The 17,367-nt window shown below is 61.9% G+C and carries 16 protein-coding genes; 3 read left to right on the top strand and 13 right to left on the bottom strand.

Annotated elements, in window-relative coordinates:
• Positions 1-27: 27 nt before the first annotated feature.
• Positions 28-453 carry an organic hydroperoxide resistance protein gene (locus J0F90_RS00535; protein ID WP_004934114.1) on the bottom strand — a complete coding sequence of 142 codons (426 nt, stop codon included), beginning with the start codon at positions 451-453 and terminating at the stop codon, positions 28-30.
• Between the two features lie 160 nt (positions 454-613).
• Entirely contained in the window at positions 614-1,078 is a 465-nt protein-coding gene (locus J0F90_RS00530; protein WP_016929534.1) for a MarR family winged helix-turn-helix transcriptional regulator, read from the bottom strand.
• Positions 1,079-1,175: 97 nt separating this feature from the next.
• Here J0F90_RS00530 and J0F90_RS00525 point away from each other — a divergent pair, with 97 nt between their 5' ends.
• Positions 1,176-1,775: an HD domain-containing protein gene (locus J0F90_RS00525; RefSeq protein WP_016929535.1), complete on the top strand. Its 600-nt coding sequence runs from the start codon at positions 1,176-1,178 to the stop codon at positions 1,773-1,775.
• Here J0F90_RS00525 and J0F90_RS00520 read toward each other — a convergent pair whose 3' ends face one another.
• From J0F90_RS00520 to bglF, 3 genes are all read right to left on the bottom strand, one after another.
• Positions 1,776-3,146 carry a carbohydrate porin gene (locus J0F90_RS00520; protein WP_369803993.1) on the bottom strand — a complete coding sequence of 457 codons (1,371 nt, stop codon included), beginning with the start codon at positions 3,144-3,146 and terminating at the stop codon, positions 1,776-1,778.
• A gap of 150 nt (positions 3,147-3,296) precedes the next feature.
• Entirely contained in the window at positions 3,297-4,700 is a 1,404-nt protein-coding gene (locus J0F90_RS00515) for a glycoside hydrolase family 1 protein (RefSeq protein ID WP_033639036.1), read from the bottom strand.
• A 14-nt stretch (positions 4,701-4,714) separates the two neighbouring features.
• Positions 4,715-6,580: a PTS beta-glucoside transporter subunit IIABC gene (gene bglF, locus J0F90_RS00510; RefSeq protein WP_033639037.1), complete on the bottom strand. Its 1,866-nt coding sequence runs from the start codon at positions 6,578-6,580 to the stop codon at positions 4,715-4,717.
• Positions 6,581-7,239: 659 nt separating this feature from the next.
• Here bglF and J0F90_RS00505 point away from each other — a divergent pair.
• Complete coding sequence (locus J0F90_RS00505) at positions 7,240-7,989, top strand: NAD-dependent epimerase/dehydratase family protein (protein ID WP_028127800.1); 750 nt, start codon at positions 7,240-7,242, stop codon at positions 7,987-7,989.
• Between the two features lie 34 nt (positions 7,990-8,023).
• Here J0F90_RS00505 and J0F90_RS00500 read toward each other — a convergent pair whose 3' ends face one another.
• A complete protein-coding gene (locus J0F90_RS00500; protein ID WP_016929540.1) occupies positions 8,024-9,190 on the bottom strand; it encodes an MFS transporter in 1,167 nt (388 codons plus the stop codon).
• 380 nt (positions 9,191-9,570) lie between these two features.
• Between J0F90_RS00500 and J0F90_RS00495 the strand changes: the two genes are divergently transcribed.
• Positions 9,571-10,671, top strand: a complete 1,101-nt coding sequence (locus J0F90_RS00495; protein WP_016929541.1) for an alkene reductase — start codon at positions 9,571-9,573, stop codon at positions 10,669-10,671.
• 20 nt (positions 10,672-10,691) lie between these two features.
• Here J0F90_RS00495 and J0F90_RS00490 read toward each other — a convergent pair whose 3' ends face one another.
• The 7 genes from J0F90_RS00490 to J0F90_RS00460 form a co-directional block, all read right to left on the bottom strand.
• On the bottom strand, positions 10,692-11,462 hold the full coding sequence (locus J0F90_RS00490) for a nucleotidyltransferase domain-containing protein (protein ID WP_033639038.1): 771 nt from the start codon (positions 11,460-11,462) through the stop codon (positions 10,692-10,694).
• Positions 11,449-11,961, bottom strand: a complete 513-nt coding sequence (locus J0F90_RS00485; RefSeq protein WP_033639039.1) for an Mpo1 family 2-hydroxy fatty acid dioxygenase — start codon at positions 11,959-11,961, stop codon at positions 11,449-11,451. Before J0F90_RS00485 ends, J0F90_RS00490 begins: the two co-directional genes overlap by 14 nt.
• A 71-nt stretch (positions 11,962-12,032) precedes the next feature.
• Positions 12,033-12,476, bottom strand: a complete 444-nt coding sequence (locus tag J0F90_RS00480) for a universal stress protein (protein WP_015376224.1) — start codon at positions 12,474-12,476, stop codon at positions 12,033-12,035.
• A gap of 21 nt (positions 12,477-12,497) precedes the next feature.
• On the bottom strand, positions 12,498-13,271 hold the full coding sequence (locus J0F90_RS00475; RefSeq protein WP_033639040.1) for a siderophore-interacting protein: 774 nt from the start codon (positions 13,269-13,271) through the stop codon (positions 12,498-12,500).
• Entirely contained in the window at positions 13,252-14,697 is a 1,446-nt protein-coding gene (locus J0F90_RS00470) for an efflux transporter outer membrane subunit (protein ID WP_033639041.1), read from the bottom strand. Before J0F90_RS00470 ends, J0F90_RS00475 begins: the two co-directional genes overlap by 20 nt.
• Positions 14,694-15,737: an HlyD family secretion protein gene (locus J0F90_RS00465; protein ID WP_033639042.1), complete on the bottom strand. Its 1,044-nt coding sequence runs from the start codon at positions 15,735-15,737 to the stop codon at positions 14,694-14,696. Before J0F90_RS00465 ends, J0F90_RS00470 begins: the two co-directional genes overlap by 4 nt.
• A 41-nt stretch (positions 15,738-15,778) precedes the next feature.
• On the bottom strand, positions 15,779-17,314 hold the full coding sequence (locus tag J0F90_RS00460) for an MFS transporter (protein ID WP_033639044.1): 1,536 nt from the start codon (positions 17,312-17,314) through the stop codon (positions 15,779-15,781).
• Positions 17,315-17,367 lie beyond the last annotated feature (53 nt).

The following is a 17,367-nucleotide window of genomic DNA, read 5'->3' as shown; positions in this document are numbered from 1 at the left end:
CATTTTTTCCAGATATCGGCAAAAATCTTACTTAACGTTCAGAGTTACATCGATATTTCCACGGGTGGCGTTGGAGTATGGGCACACCACATGCGCCTTTTTCACCAGATCTTCCGCCACGCTGCGCTCGATGCCCGGCAGCGAGATATCCAGCTGCACTTCGATGCCGAAACCGTTGGGGATTTCACCGATGCCGACGGTGCCGTCGATCTTGGCTTCGGCCGGGATTTTGACCTTTTCTTTCGCCGCGACAAACTTCAACGCGCCGAGGAAGCAGGCCGAGTAACCGGCGGCGAACAGCTGCTCGGGGTTGGTGACTTCGCCGCCGGCGCCGCCCATCTCTTTCGGCACGCCCAGTTTCACGTCCAACACGCCGTCGGAGGAGGTCGCACGGCCGTCGCGGCCGCCGGTTGCGGTGGCGTGAGCGCGGTAAACCACTTTCTCAATAGACATCGTTCATTCCTTCTTGCTGGTTGGCGAGATGACTACGGCTTCCACGAAGTAAAGCCGGTCACATATTTATCTTTTGCGATTAAATCGCGCACTACTTATTTTTGACGCTTATTAACCAGTGTAGACCACTCCTGCCGTTCTTGCGTCCGGCGGCGGCGGGTCAAATCTGATCGATCAGGCTGCCGCGCAGCTTTTCCAACTGCTGTTTGAGCGAGACGATCTCGTCCAGGCTGCAGTCGGTGGCGCACATCACCGCCTCGGGCACCGATTGCGCCCGCTCACGCAGCGCGCGGCCGGCTTCGGTGAGGGCAATGATCACCTGCCGCTCGTCGGCGGTGGCGCGATAGCGCACCAGCAGACCGGCGGTTTCCAGCCGCTTCAGCAGCGGCGTCAGCGTGGCGGAATCGAGGAACAGCCGCTCGCCGATGTCCGATACCGTCACCCGATCGCGCTCCCACAGCACCATCATCACCAGGTATTGCGGGTAGGTGAGTTCGAGCTGATTCAACAGCTTGCGGTAGACTTTGTGCAGCGCCAGGTTGGCGGAGTACAACGCGAAACAGAGCTGCTGATCGAGCTGCAGCAGGTTCTTCGCGTTGGGTTGTGCGGTATCGGTGCTTTTCATGCTTGTGAATATAGATAGTGCGCGATGTAATCGCAAGCTATTTCTTGTGAGATATGCTACCTTTTTTTTATGCAGAGGATGCTCGGAGGGAAAGGAAATGACGAATACGCTTGCAGAACGCGCGCGCCGCTACGCCACCAAGGCGCATGCGGCCATCGATCAGCGCCGCAAATACACCGACGATCCGTACATCGTCCACCCACAGGCGGTGATGGAGCTGGTGCGCAGCGTGCCGCACACCGAAGAGATGCTGGCGGCCGCCTGGCTGCATGACACGGTGGAAGACACGCCCACCACCCTCGGCGATATCGACAGCCACTTTGGGCCAAAAGTGGCGGAACTGGTGCGGATGTTGACCAACGTCAGCCGCGCCGAGGACGGCAACCGCTTCGAGCGCAAAAACCGCGATCGGCGCCACAGCGCCGGCGCGTCGCCGCAGGCCAAAACCATCAAGCTGGCGGATCTTATCGATAACACCCGCTCGCTGCTGGACTACGACAGCCACTTCGCCCAGACCTACCTGATCGAGAAACAGCGCCTGCTGGAGGTGCTGACCGAAGGCGACCCGACGCTGTGGCGCCAGGCCAGCCATATCGTTGAACAGGGGCTGCTCAGGTTGCAGCAGCCGCCGCACAACGTGCCCGCCAGCTGGTTTGAGCACGCCCGCCGGCGCTACCGCGAGAGCGACGCGGCCTGATCAGAAGGTCACCACCGTTTTCAACGCCGTCACCCAGGCGTCCTGCGTCTCGCTGACGCCCGCCGGGTGATGCCAGTATTGCAGGCCCGGCTGCAGCTGCAGCCACGGCGTGACGTTAACGCGATAATAGAGCTCCGCCGTCACCGAGTGACCCGGCACCGGCCGGTAATTCGGATCGTGATAATCGCTGATGCCGCTCATCTGATTGAGATAACGCTGATTGTCTTTGTAGCGGTCGCTCAGTTTCACCACCGAGACGCCGAGCCCCAGCCAGTCGTCCGGCCGCGCATCGAACAGCCCGCGATAGCGGATGCCGGTCGAGGTGGACCAGTGCAGGTAGTTGCTGCGCTGATCCCCCAGCCCCAGGCTGTAAAACACGCTCAGGCCGCGGTTGACGTCGTCCGCATGGCGCGTCACCTGCTGGTTGAAACCGGTATACAGGAACCAGGTGCGATCGTGGCTGCGATAGCCCTGCGGATCGCTGGCGCCCGGCCCGCCGGACACCCCTTCATAGAGATCGCTCTGGCGCGCGTTAGTGAACAGCACGCCCAGGTTATACACCCCCGGCAGCTGGTTGACGGCGTGGGTTTTCAGCTCCAGCTCCATCGGCAACAGGAAGCCTTTGCTGCCCTTGGTGGACCAGCTCCAGGCGTGGCTGCGGCTGGGGGCGCTCGGGTTCTGTTCCATCACGCCGCCCTTGAGCGTCAGGCCGTCGGTCAGCTTGTATTGCAGCGTGGTGCCCCAGTAATGCACGTTCCAGTTGTACCAGGTCAACGAATTAGCGGACTTGCCGCCGCACAGCGTCAGCGTCTGAAAATCGCAGGGGATAATCTGATCGAAATCCTGCACCTTGTTCATCATGCCGATGCGCCACTGCAGCCGGCGATCGAGGAAGGAGCGGCTAAAGGTCAACCAACCCAACCGGGTGATCGACTGCCCGCCAAAGCTCTCCTGCGACAGATCGGTCAGGCCGACGCGCGGATCCTGCAGCCGATCGCGGGTCAGGTTGTTGTCATGGTTGCGGTTGACGATATTGCCTTCGATCGCCGCGTCCGGAATGCCGGTCAGCGCCTGCAAATCCTGGCTGAAGGTCAGCGAAAACTGGTCGATATACGACGCCTGTTTATCGTGGTTGTAACCGCCGCCGGCGTTATACGACAGCTGGCTGAGGTAGCCGAGGTTATAGTGGAAGCCATGATCCTCCAGGATCGGCCTGATCCCCAGCATATCCCCCAACAGCCCGGGCTGCGGCGGTTCAAAGCCGAGCGCCACCCCTTCCCATTTGGCGGTGGGGGCTTCAACGTCCTTGCCGGTTTGCAGCGTTTCCGCCTGCGCCTGGCTACAGAGCAACGCCAGCGCCGCCAGGGTCATGGAACGAGGTAATAAGCTTTTCATCATTATTATATTTCTCCGCATAACGGCTGACTGCGGGCAACAGCATTCCCTGGGAGAGAATTTCCCATCATGAACAGCAGCGAATAACGTTAGTTAACGCCCGGCGCTTGCCGCCGGGCTGAAGGGTTAGCGTCGGTCTTTCAGGCTGGCGCCGTTGCTGTGGATCACATCGCGGTACCAGTAGAAACTCTTCTTGCGGCGGCGCTCGAGGCTGCCGTTGCCGGCATCGTCCCTGTCGACGTGAATGAAGCCGTAGCGCTTCGACATTTCGGCCTTCGAAGCGCTGACCAGATCGATCGGCCCCCAGCTGGTGTAACCCATCACCTCGACGCCGTCGTCGATCGCTTCCGCCACCTGCACCAGGTGGTCATTGAGGTAGTTGATGCGGTAGTCGTCGTTGATGCTGCCGTCGGCCTCGACGCGGTCTTTGGCGCCCAGCCCGTTCTCGACGATGAACAGCGGTTTCTGATAGCGGTCGTACAGCACGTTGAGCAGGTAGCGCAGCCCGATCGGGTCGATTTGCCATCCCCATTCCGAGCTGGCCAGATGCGGGTTCGGCACCATATCGAGAATGTTGCCGCGCGCCGTCTCATACTGCTCCGGGTCGGCGGTGACGCAGCCGCTCATGTAGTAGCTGAACGAGATGAAATCGATGGTTTCGCGCAGCGTTCGCCGATCTTCCTCGGTGATCGCCACCTGAATGCCGTTTTCACGGAAGAAGCGCTGCATATAGGCCGGGTAATAGCCGCGCGCCTGCACATCGCCGAAGAACAGCCAGTCGCGGTTTTGCCGCTGGGTTTCCAGCAGATCTTCCGGCTTGCAGCTCAGCGGATACAGAATGCCGCCCAGCAGCATGTTGCCGATTTTGCCCTCCGGCACGATCTCGTGGCAGGCCTTCACCGCTTTAGCGCTGGCCACCAGCTGATGATGGATCGCCTGATAGATGGCGCTCTTGTCGCTCTCCGGCGGCAAGCCGACGCCGGTGAAAGGCGCGTGCAGCGACATGTTGATCTCGTTGAAGGTCAGCCAGTGTTTGACCTTGTGCTTGTAGCGTTCAAACACGGTGCGCGCGTAGCGCTCGAAAAAATCGATGGTGCGCCGATCGCCCCAGCCGCCGTAGCGCTTCACCAGGCCGTAAGGCATTTCATAGTGCGACAGCGTGATCAGCGGCTGAATGCCGTATTTCGCCATCTCATCGAACAGCCGATCGTAAAACGCCAGCCCGGCTTCGTTCGGCGTCTCTTCGTCGCCCTGCGGGAAAATGCGCGTCCAGGCGATCGAGGTGCGCAGGCAGGTGAAGCCCATCTCGGCGAACAGCGCGATGTCCTCCGGGTAACGATGATAGAAATCGATCGCCACGTCCTTGATGCCGCTGTCGCCCGCCGCGCGCGGCGTGATGGCGCCGAAGATGCCCTGCGGCTGCAGATCGGAGGTCGACAGCCCCTTGCCGTCGGCCTGATACGCGCCTTCTACCTGGTTCGCCGCTACCGCGCCGCCCCACAGAAAATGTTGCGGAAACTTGCCGTTCATCGCTTGCTCCTCAATTAACGTAATAAAGTCAGCAGCGGCGCCTGTTCCTGCACCGGAGACAGGCCGCTGGTCAACACGTCCACGTAGTCATCGCTGTTGCTGATGATGATCGGCGTGGTGGTGTCATAGCCGGCGGCATGGATCGCCGCCTGGTCGAACTCGATCAGCAGATCGCCCGGGGCGACCCGCTCGCCTTCCCGCACGTGGGCGGTGAAATGCGCCCCGTCGAGCTTCACGGTATCGATGCCGACGTGGATGAGAATCTCCGCGCCATCGTCCGATTCGATGCCGATGGCGTGTTTGGTTTTGAACAGCGACGCCACGCTGCCGCTCACCGGCGCCACTACGCGCCCCTGCTGCGGCGCGATCGCCACCCCTTTCCCCAGCAGGCCGCTGGCGAAGGTCGCGTCGTTCACCTGATCCAGCGGCACGATGTCGCCGGCGATCGGGCTGAGGATGGTCTGTTTGCGGTTAAGCGGCGCGGCGGCTTCAGGCTGCGCCGTCTCTTCCGCCGGCGCGACGCCGAACAGGTAGCTGGCCAGCGCGGCGAACACGAACGACAGCAGGGTGCCGCCGATCGCGCCCCATACCGTGGCGTCGATGCCGCCGCCGGGGATGATCTGCGCGAAGGTGAATACGCTCACCAGGCCGAACGAGTAAACCGAGGTATGAAAGTAGCCGATCACCGCGCCGCCCAGCGCGCCGCCGATGCAGCCGAAGATGAACGGACGCTTGTTCGGCAGCGTGACGCCATACACCGCCGGCTCGGTGATGCCGAAAATCCCGGCGCCGATGGCCGAAGCGGACAGCGCCCGCAGTTTGGCGTCGCGGGTGCGCAGCATCACGCCCAGCGTGGCACCGACCTGCCCCATCACCGCCGGCAACAGCAGCGGCACCATGGTGTCGCGCCCCAGCACGCTCAGGTTGTTGATCATCAACGGCACCAATCCCCAATGCAGGCCGAAGATCACGCACACCTGCCACATCGCCCCCATAAAGGCGCCAGCGATGATCGGGTTAAAGGCGTAAATGCTTTGATAGCCGTTGGCCAGCAGGTGGCTGAGCCAGGTTGCCGCCGGGCCGATCAGCAGGAAGGTCAACGGCACGGTGATCGCCAGGCACAGCAGCGGCGTGATGAAATTGCGCAGCGCGCTGTGGATCACCCGGTTAAACAACGGCTCCAGGCGGCAGGACACCCAGGCCGCAAAGATGATCGGGATCACCGACGAGCTGTAGTTGATGAAGGTCAGCGGAATGCCGAAGAAATACTCGCGCACCGCGCCCGGCTGCTGCGCCGCTTCGAAGGCCGCCATCATCAGCGGATGCGTCAACGCGCCGCCGATCGCCATGGTGACGAAGGGGTTGCCGCCGAATTTTTTTCCGGCGGTGTAGCCGAGCATGATCGGGAAGAAGTAGAACAACGAGTCGCTGGCGGCGAACAGCATTTTGAAGGAGCCGCCGCTCTCCAGCAGCCAGCCGCAGGCCAGGCTCAGCGCCAGGAAGCCTTTCAGGATCCCCGAAGCGGCCATCACCCCGAGCAGCGGGGTAAAAATGCCGGACACCAGATCGATAAAGCGGCTGAGCAGGTTGTCTTTTTTATCGTCCGCATCGCTGCCGTTCGACGCACCGTCAGCCAATCCGCCGACCCGATTGACCGCGTCGAACACCTCCGCCACGTGGTTGCCCACCACCACCTGGAACTGGCCGCCGCTCTCCACCACCATGATGACGCCCGGATTTTTCTTTAGCGCTGCCGCGTTGGCGCGATTGTCGTCACGCAGCTTGAAACGCAGGCGGGTAGCGCAATGCACCAGGCTTTTCACATTGTCGCGGCCACCGACGCCGGCCAAAATCTCACTGGCTAATGTGTCATATTTCATACGGTTATCCTTAGACTTCGCGTTCTGCCGCTCCCCGCCCCGCACTGGCCTGGCGCTGAGGCGAAATTCGGCGCAAAAAAAAACCTAAACCTCGCGGCCTCTGCCCCATCGGGGAACAGAAACGCGAGGTTTAGGTTTTGCCTGCCGTAGCAGTAACAACCCTAAATCGGTTGAGTTATGACGTTAACACCGCGGATTTTGCCGGGGCAAGGCCTTGCGTCGGCAAATTGCCGAACTGTGATCGGGCGGGCAAAACCGATCTGAGGTATCAAATAAGGGCTGTCGCCCTCTATCGGCTTCAGCGCAGCAGTGATATATCGCGCAGGCGGAATAGAGAGGGGCGGAATATCGCCCGCCTCAGGCAAAAACATAAGATTAACTAACCTAATAATTCACTATCAGGCGAAAGCAAAGTGCTCGTCCATCCACTGTCAATCCCCACTTTTTTAGTCACAACCGGCAATCCATAAGGCAAATAGATCGCCAAACTTGATTGCACATCGTTAACATTCCACGATATTCACCCGCGCGAAAATCACCATGCGCAATTGACGATGGCGAAAGAAACATCAGAATGACTAATTAAAACGACTGGACAAAAGTCACGCGGGCGATTATTACTGGTCAACGCGTAATCGATTGTAGGGATGACAGCGGCCATGACGTTGCGGACTGAGTTGGGACGGATTCTGATCACCGGCGCCGGCGGCCGGGTAGCCACGGCGTTTCGCCAGGCGATGGGCGATCGCTACGCGCTGCGCCTGGCGGAACGAGACATCAGCCTGCTGAGCGATCTGCGGCCCGGCGACGAAGTCATCAGCTTCAACATCGCCGATCTCGACGCCTGCCGCGCGGCCTGCGCCAATATCGACACCGTGTTGCACCTGGCGGCCGATCCCTCCCCCGATGCCGACTTTTGCGGTTCGTTGATGGACAACAACATTCTCGGCACCTTCAATATCTTCCGCGCGGCGAAAGACGCCGGCTGCCGCCGGGTGGTGTTCGCCAGCAGCGCGCAGGCGGTGGAAGGCTATCCGCTCGATTACCAAATCCGCCCGGATGACGCGCCGAAACCGAAAAACCTGTACGGCGCCAGCAAGGCGTTCGGCGAAGGCATCGCCGCCTACTTCGCCCATCAGGAAGGGCTTTCCGCCCTGTCGGTGCGCATCGCCAACTTCACCACCCTCAGCCCGGGCGATCGGCTCAGCGCCCGCGACATGAGCGCGTTTCTCAGCCATCGCGACGCCGCCGATCTGCTGGAGCGCTGCATTCGTGTCGAAGGGGTGCAATATGCGGTGGTGCACGGGGTTTCCAATAACCGCTACACGCGTTTATCGCTGGAAGAGACCCGTCGCCTGCTCGGCTACGCCCCGCAGGACGATGCGTTCAGCCTGCTCGGCTTTGAGTGAGCGCGGCGGGGAACCCCGCCGCACGCTGTCGTTTTTAACCGTTGACGTAGGCCACTTTTTCGGCCTGACGGTGGGTGAACAGCACCAGCAGCAGCGCCAATCCGGCAATAATCGCCCCCATCACCGGCACGAAGCTGTATCCCAGCCCGGCGGAGACTACCGCGCCACCGGCGGCGGCGCCCAGCGCATTGCCCAGGTTAAAGGCGCCGATATTGACCGAAGACGACAGCCCCGGCGCTTCACTGGCGACGCGCATCACGCGCATCTGCAGCGGCGGCACCACGGCAAAGGTCGCCGCGCCCCAAATCACCATGCTGACCGCGGCGCCGATTTCACTGCGCGCCAGGAACGGGATCACCAGCATAATGACCACCAGCAGCAACAAGAAGCCTTTTAGCGTCGCGCTTTCGGAGCGGTCGGCTAACTTGCCGCCGAGGTAGTTGCCGATGGAGAAACCGACGCCGATCAACACCAGCATGGACGTCACGAACAGCGGTGTCGCATCGGTGATGTGCTGCAACACCGGCGAGATATAGGTATAGAGCGTGAACATCGCGCCCGCGCCCAGCACGGTCGTCAGCAAGGCGGACAGCACCTGTGGGCGCACCAATACCGACAGCTCGCGTTTCACATCCGGACGCGCGCCGGCGCTGCCTTTCGGCAACGAGAACCACAGCCCCAGCATGGCGATCACGCCCAGCCCGGCCGTCGCCAGGAACGACATGCGCCAGCCGATGGTTTCACCCAGCCAGGTCGCGGCGGGCACCCCGCCGATATTGGCGATGGTCAGGCCCATAAACATGGTCGCCACGGCGCTCGCCTGTTTCTCCTTCGGCACCACGCTGGCGGCCACCACCGAGCCGAGGCCAAAGAACGCGCCGTGGTTCAGGCTGGTGATGATGCGCGACAGCATCAGGGTGGTGTAGTCAGGCGCAACGGCCGACAGCACGTTACCCAGGGTAAAGATCGCCATCAGGAAGATCAGCGCGCTTCTGCGTGCCCGGTGAGAAAGCAGCAACGTCATCAGCGGTGCGCCGACCATCACGCCGACGGCGTAGGCGCTGATCAACATGCCGGCCATCGGGATGGAGACGTCCACCCCTTTGGCGATGGTCGGCAGCAACCCCATCGGGGAAAACTCGGTCGTGCCGATGCCGAACGCCCCCACCGCCAGGGCTAATAAGGGAAAGTTAATTTTCATTCAACAACTCCGGTTAACCGCTGCCGAAGCGCGGGAAAGTTAAGATGCCAAAAGTATGACATTGATCACACCAAAGATAAGCAGGCGGGAGGCTAAAAGACTTTTGCGATTTTGTTAAAAATCGTGGGGGAAAACAGCAGCCGACTCTATCTTAACCACGCACCGACAGGCAATAGCCGCCGTCGCCCGAGCGCACATCGGGTTCATTCTCGCCACCTGCGGCAAGCCGCCATATCGGCCCGCCGGCGGCTACCGCAACTATTGAACACAGAGCAAAAGTGTTTTGTTATTGTGCGCGTTTTTAGAATTAAACGACGAAATATAATGGCCTCAGTAAAACATCAAGGCCCTACGGCCCAATACACACAGAGGGAAGCGCCATGCTTTTTGACTCGTATTCTTTAAACGGTTTATCGCTGAACAATCGCATCGTCATGCCGCCCATGACCCGCTCTCGGGCCGGCGCCGGCGACGTCGCCACCGACATGATGGCTGAATATTATGCCCAGCGCGCCAGCGCCGGGCTGATCGTCAGCGAAGGCACGCAGATTAGCCAGCAAGGCCAGGGTTATGCCTGGACGCCCGGCATTTACACCCCGGAACACATCGCCGGTTGGAAAAAAGTCACCGACGCCGTACATCAGGCCGGCGGCAAGATCTTCGCGCAGCTTTGGCACGTCGGCCGCGTGTCGCATACCATTCTACAGCCTGACCACGCCGCGCCGGTCTCCTCCTCCGCCATCCAGGCCGACGGGGTCAAAGTGTTCGTGGATGTCGAAGGCCGCGGGCCGGAACATGGCGTGGGTGAAATGGTGCAACACTCCGCACCGCGCGCCTTAACCCGGGAAGAAATTCCGGCGATCGTCAATGACTACGCTCAGGCGGCCCGCAACGCCATCGCCGCCGGTTTCGACGGCGTAGAGCTGCACGGCGCGAATGGCTATCTGATCAATCAGTTTATCGACTCGCGGGAAAACCAGCGCGACGACGAATACGGCGGTTCACTGCAAAACCGCCTGCGTTTCCTGCGGGAAGTGGCGCAGGCGGTAGCGGACGCCATCGGCAAAGAGAAACTGGGCGTGCGCCTGGCGCCGCTGACCACCCTGATGGGCTCGCAGGACGATACCCCGGAAGCCACCTATCTGGCGGCGGCCAGCGTGCTGAACGATATCGGCGCCGCTTATATTCACATCGCCGAAGCGGACTGGGATGACGCCCCGGTAATGCCGGCGGCGTTCAAAGAATCGCTGCGTCTGATCTTCCGCGGCACGCTGATTTACTCGGGCAAATACACGCGTGAACGCGCTGAAGAAGCGCTGGCCAAAGGCTGGGCGGATCTGATCGGCTTCGGCCGCCCGTTCATCGCCAACCCGGATCTGCCTCACCGCCTGCAACACGGGCTGGCGCTGAATGCGCCCATCAAAGAGAAATTCTTCGGCGGCAGCCGGGAAGGCTACACCGATTATCCGACGATCGGTTAACGAGCGCCGACAACGCCGGCTCAAGCCGGCGTTATTTTTTTCTGAGCTTCGATCCAGTCAAGAAATCGCATCATTCTGTCGCTAAAATCCGCGTCATTCGCCTCCCCTGCCGCGTGCGCTAACCAATAGTTCATTTCATCGCGCTGCTCTGCATAAAGCGCCAACAGCTGTTCGGCATAGTCGGTTAGCGTTATCGGCCAGAACGGGCTTCCCTCGGCGCGCAACATATTGGTGGCGCGGATCAGCTTTCTGGCCGCTTCGCGCTTTAAGCGCCTCTCATCCGATACCGTCCTTGCCTGCAGCAGTTGCTCCCGATAACGCGCCAACACGGGCCGTAAATCGGCATTGACCGCCAGCGCGATGCGCCGATCGGGCCGAAACAGCGGAAAAGCGGCGGACAGGTCTTCGCCCCACAGGCATCGGCAGTGATGCTTCAGCCAAAATCCCCAGGAATCATGATGCTCCGGTGCCAACGCTTCATCAACGTTGCCGATGTCAACGTCGACCTTGCTCACGATCCGCTGCTCCAGCTGAAAGGCTTGCCGCCACGCCTCAAGGCGCTGCAACGCCCCGCTATCGGCCGGCTTGATGAGCAACAGCGTGATGTCCAGATCGGACACGCCGGGAAGGGCTTCGCCGCGCGCGACGCTGCCGTAGAGATAAATGCTGTGGATGAGCGCCGGGAATTGGCGCGGCAGCCCCGCCGTCAGCGCCTCCAGCAACGGGATAAAAGCCTGCTGCAGCGGACATGCCGTCACCGTGGGAATCCACGCCACCTCATCCCCTCCCATTGCGCACTTTGCCCGCGCGCATTTCGATGCTCCGCTGCAATGCGCGCAGCCCGCCGGCCAAGAAACAGGCTTCCGCCAGCACGAACAACGGGCCGATGATCAGGCCCGTCACGTCGTCCATAAACGCCGGTTTTCGTCCCTCCCAGAAATGCCCGACAAACTGAAACAGCCAGCCGATGACGAAGCCGCCGATGCCGACGATCAGCCACGCCGCCGTCGACAGCGACGCCACCCAGGCGCCGAACGCGAGGCACAGCAGCAGCAACGCCAGCATCATGACGCCAAGACGCAGGCTCAGCCGCAGGTAATAGAGGGCCGACACGATAACCGCCGCGCAGGCCGGCGAAAACGGCAGCCATCCCGCGCCCCATGCCGGCCGGGAGAGCAGCGTCAGCAGGCTGACGACGATCAGCGGGATGCCGATAAAGTGCGTGACGATATTGCGCGCATCGCGGTGATAGGCGGCATAAGCGGCAAGGTGATCTTCCAGACTTCGCATGTTGACCTCCGGTATGTGCGGCCTTCGTCGCCGAACGCGCGCAGCCGCATGCGGCTGCCCTTATCCATAGCTTAGCGCGGGATCACCAATACCGGTTGACCGATCTCATCCAGCAGGCCACGCGTGACGGAAGCGTTCAGCCAGCGCCCTAATGAAGACAGGTGGCGGTGCGAGATGATCAACAGATCGCAGTTGAACAGCGCCATCTGTTCCGGGATCACTTCGATGGGCGACCCCGCGGCCAGCAAGCCCTGGGCATTGAAGCCCTGCTGTTTCAGCGCCCGCGTCACCTGCCCGACCTGCTTTTCCGCCAGCGCTTCTTCCCGTTGGGCGGCGGGATACTCCTCGCGCTCATCGCTGTCGAAACGCAGGCCGCTGCGGCTGAGCGTGAAGGCATTGTCCACCACCGTCAGCACGATCACGCCGCCGATGCTGCCTTGCAGGCGCGCCATAAATTCCAGGGCGTTGCCGCTGTGTTCAAAGCAATCCACCGCCAATAACACTCTCTCAATCATAACCATCCTCATTCGCCCGAGTTAAATCGCGCCCTTGAAATTGGCTTCGCCCTTTTTCCAATAACCTTTGGCAAACAAGGCGGCGCGGGAGATGCCCATTTCGTTGATAAAACGCGCCTTCAGATAGGCGGCGACCTGGTGCTCACAGGCCAGCCACACCTGCCCTTCGCCGGCCGGCAGCTCGCAATGGCTGACGGCCTGCACCAGCGGGCTGTTCATCACGCTGTCGAAATGTCGGGTGCGGATTTGCCAGCTGTTCACCTGCAAAAAGGAGCAATCGACGTCCTGGATCTCCTGCGCATCGCCCACTTCGGCGAACCACAGCACCGGCAACGGATCGGAGAGCGAGGCGAGAATGGTGCGCATGGCGGGCAGCGCGGTCTCATCACCCAGCAACAGCAGCCAGCGAGTTTGCGGCAATAGCCGAAAGCCGCCGGAGCAAGGGCCGGCGAACCCCAGCTTGTCGCCCGGCATCGCGTCGCGCGCCCAGTTCGACGCCGGGCCTTCGCCGTGCAGCACCATATCGATATCGAAGGTGCGGGCGAGTTTGTCGATGCCGCTCAGGGTGTAGGCCCGCCCGGCCAGCGTGTCGCGCCACGGGAAGAACATCTTGACCCAACTGGCCGGCTCCTGCGCGCGCGGATCGGCGATAAACTTATCCACATCGTCGCCGCTCAACGTGATGCGGCGGATCCGAGCGGTGACATGCCGCACGGTGCTCACCCGGGCCTCCCGTTTGCGGCGGGTGTCCCTTTCCAGCATCTCGTCGACAATCTTATTCAGCGTGTTGTGCATCAGCCTTCTCCTGTGGCGCCGCAGACGGGTAGGTGTGTTCCCAGCCGCCGCCCAGCGCTCGATAGATATTCACCACGGCGATCGCCGTCTCCTCCTCTGAAACAATTTGCGCGGACTGCAGATCCAGCAGCGCACGCTGCGTGCTCAGAACGTGGATAAAATCGCTGGCGCCGTTCAGATAGCTGTCGCGCGCCAGCGCAAACGCGTGCCGGTTGGCGGCCAGCGCCTCGGCCAGGTGCGTCTGGCGGCGCTGCTGGGCGCGATAGCCGGAAAGCGCGTCGTCGATCTCGTGCCAGGCGCGCAGCACCGTTTGCTGGTAGGCGATGGCCATTTCCTGCTGCCGGTATTCGCTCAGGCGCACCCGCTGGGTGATTTTCCCCCCGTCGAACAGCGGCAGATACAGGGCGGGGCCGATGGCGAAGGTATGCGTGGACCAACTGCCCATATCCGCCAGCGCCAGCGCCTGATAGCCCGCGTTGCCGGTCAGCGTGATGCGCGGATAGTAGTCGGCGGTAGCGACGCCGATCTCGGCGGTCGCCTGATGCAAACGCGCCGCCGCTTCGCGAATATCCGGCCTGCGCAGCGCCAGATCCGACGGCACCCCCATCGGCACCGCGCGCGCCAGCGTCGGCAGCGGCCCCGTCGGCGACAACATCGCGTTCAGCGCGCCAGGCCGCTCGCCCAACAGCAGGCTGATGGCGTTGATCAAGCGTTCCTGCCTATCGAACAGCGTCGGCAGCAGGGCATCCACCTGCGCCAACTGCACCTGCGCCTGATCGATATCCAGTTCGTTGCCCGCGCCGCTTTGATAACGGCTTTGCGTCAGCTGCAGCGTGCGCAGCGCCGTGGCGCGGTTTTCCTGCGCCACCGCCAGCTGCTGCTGCGTGGCGCGCAGACGCAGATAGTCGCTCGCCACCTCCGCCGTCACCGACGTCAGCAGCGCGCGCCGATTCTCCTGCGAAGCGGCGAAGCCGGCGCGCGCGCTTTCCGATGCGCGACGCAGCTTGCCCCACATGTCCAGCTCCCAGGTGGCGCTGAATCCGCCGCGCCAGAGGTTATAATCCGCCTCTCCGCCGTTGCCGGACGGATCCATGCTGCCCACCGAGGTGGCGCGCTGGCGCTGATAGGCGCCGTCCAGGCTCAGATCCGGCATCAGCGCCGCCTCCGTCACGCCCAGCAAGGCGCGGCTTTGCTGCATGCGCGCCGTGGCGAGCTGCAGATCCAGGTTGCCGGCCGCCACGCGCTGCACCAGCTGCGACAGCGGCGCATCGTTGAATATCGACCACCAGGCCACCGGCAGCGCCCCGCCGCCGGCCTGCTCACCCCAGCTCTCGGGCAGCGCGCTCTGCGGCCGAGCGTAGTCCGGCCCTACCGCCCGGCAGCCGCTCAGCGCCATCAACAGCAGCGGGATCACAGCTCTGTTCATTGCAGGCCCCCGTCCAGCGTATTGATGCTGACGTCCGCAGACATGCCGACGCGCAGGGCGCTCAACAAAGCGGCGTGCTCTTTGTTGATATCAAATACAATTTTCACCGGGATGCGCTGCACGATCTTGGTGAAGTTGCCGGTGGCGTTCTCCGGCGCCACGGCCGCGAAGCTGACGCCGGAAGCCGGCGCGATGCTGTCCACCTGCCCTTTCAGCGTTTGGCCGGGAAAGGTATCGATATGGATGTCTACCGACTGCCCGTGCGCAATGTTTTCCAACTGGGTTTCCTGGTAGTTGGCGATGATGTACAGCTTGTCCTGCGGCACGATGGCCAGCAGCGCATCGCCCGGTTTGACGAACTCCCCGACCCGCAGGCTTTTCTTGCCGATCACGCCGCCGATCGGCGCGGTGATGCGGGTGTAAGACAGATTCAGTTCGGCCATCGCTTTCTTCGCCTGCGCCAGCATCAGCTCGGCGTCGCTGTCCGCCAGCTTGGCTTGCAGCACCTGCTCCATGTTTCGCGCCGCTTTGAGCGTCGCCTCCGCCTGCGCCTCATTGGCGGAAAGCGTGTGCACCCGCGTTGTCGCCTGCTGCGCCGCCTGCTGCGACCCCGCGCCGCTGCTGGCCATTCTCTGGTAGCGGTTCTGCTCCTGGCGCGCAAACGCCAGCTCCGCCTGCGCCGCCTGTCGCTCCGCCAGCGCGGCGGCGATCAGCGCGCTCTGCCGGGTGAGGTTGGCCCTGGCGTCGTCCTGCCGGGCGCGGGCGGATTGCTCCTGCGCCGTCGCCTGCGCCAGCGCGACGTTGAATTCACGCGGGTCGATCACCGCCAGCAATTCCCCCTGTTTGACCCACTGGTTGTCTCTGACCAACACCTGCGCAATTTCACCGGCAATCTGCGGAGAAATACGCGAGATATCGGCGCGAATATAGGCATCATTGGTATTCTGCTGTGTCTCTTTAATAAAGAACTTATTCATTATTAACCCCAGCGTAATGACGGCAACCGCCAATACGGCGACGGCGACTTTCTTGTTAGCCATAAAAGTGACTCCACTTAATATTTATTTCTGATGATAAAATGTCAGGCGGCGACCGAACGCGGCGGATAAATACGGGTCGGCATAACTAAAATCAGCGCGGTCAGTAATAACGCCAGGCCGGCAACCAACAAATAAAGATCGGCGCTGGCCAGCACGTGGCCCTGCCGGGCGGCAAGCTGCGCCAGCTGCTCCGCCGATCCCGATGCGCGGCTGTAGGCCGAGCCGAAGCCGTCGGCAATCGTGCCGGCGTGATAGTCCCCGCGCTGTCGGCTGAGCAGCGCGATGGCGCCGCCGGCCGCGGTGGCGGCGAAACCCTTCACCGCGTTGAACCAGGCCGCCGCAAACGGCCCGTCGGTCGGCAACAGTCCGCCGGTCGCCTGCATCAGCAGGGGGATGATCGCCATCGGTTGCGCGACCGCCTGCAACAGCGCGATAACGCGAAACGTATCGCCGTTCCATTCCGGCGTCAGCTGGGCGGCCAGCACGCAGGCGGTGGCCATCAACAGCAGGCTGATCGCCAGCACCCAGCGGCAATCCACCCGCGGCGTATTGCAAATAATGGCGACAATCGGCAGCGTAATTAATTGCGGCAACGCCACCCACAGCATTAAGTCGGAAGTTTGTTCCTGACGATAGCCCTGAATCGCGGATAAATATCCCGACGTAATATTGACCAGCGACACCATAATTAACAGCACGCCACCCAGCGTAATTAAGGAGAAGGACAAATTCTTTTTGCTTAATAGCTGCAAATTGAAAAAAGGCAGCGGGTGATACCATTCGTTAATCAGAAATAATGCCAATAACCCGATGCCGCCCAACAATAAAACGTAGATCAGCGGTGAGTTCAGCCAGTCGAGGCGTTCCCCCTGTGAGATGCCCATCGTCAGCATGCCGAGCGCCATGCCGCCGAGCAGCAGACCGCGCCAGTTGAACTGCCGCAGGCGCTCCAGGCGCAACGGATCCTGCGGCAGACCGTAGCCGATACACACAGCGGCGATCGCCATCAGCGGCAGGTTCCAGTAGAAGTACCCGCTCCAACCCCAGTGAAAGGCAAAGGCGGCAGCGGTGGCGCCCAGCGTAGCGCTCCAGGCCGAGACCCAGCCGTAGGCGCCCAGCCCCAGCACCTTGATCAGCGGCGGCATAAAACGCAGCACCACCGTCATCAGCATCGGCGGCAACGCGCCGCCGGCGAAGCCCTGCAGGCTGCGCACCGCCAGCAGCACGCCATACTGTTCTCCCAACCAGGGCGTCAGCAGCCCACCGGCCAGGTAAAGGCCGCACATCGTCAACGCCACCCGGCGCAGCGAAAAGGTTGGCCAAAAACAGGGCGTGAACCCGGAACCGATCACAAAGCCGGTGACGTAACAGGTGGTCAGCCAACTGCCGGCATCGAAGCTCAGCAGCATGCCGCCCTGTATATCCGCCAGCGCGAACTTGCTGGCGTTTTCCCCCACGCCGCTGGCCATCACCGCCAAAAACACGCCGAACAGCCCCAGCCAGGTGCGGCCGTTGATTTCACCGGCGCTGGCGAGCCATCGATTTTTGTGGTGCGGCGTAACTGACACCTCAACCATTCCCCACTCCTGCTGTTTCAGCCTCAATCTTTGTTGTCGTGGGCAGTATCCGG

The organism is Serratia marcescens subsp. marcescens ATCC 13880 (genome assembly GCF_017299535.1).
GTDB classification, from domain to species: Bacteria; Pseudomonadota; Gammaproteobacteria; order Enterobacterales; family Enterobacteriaceae; genus Serratia; species Serratia marcescens.
The sequence above is the reverse complement of the archived record's forward strand: the minus strand, read 5'-3'. Positions and strand labels throughout refer to the sequence as shown.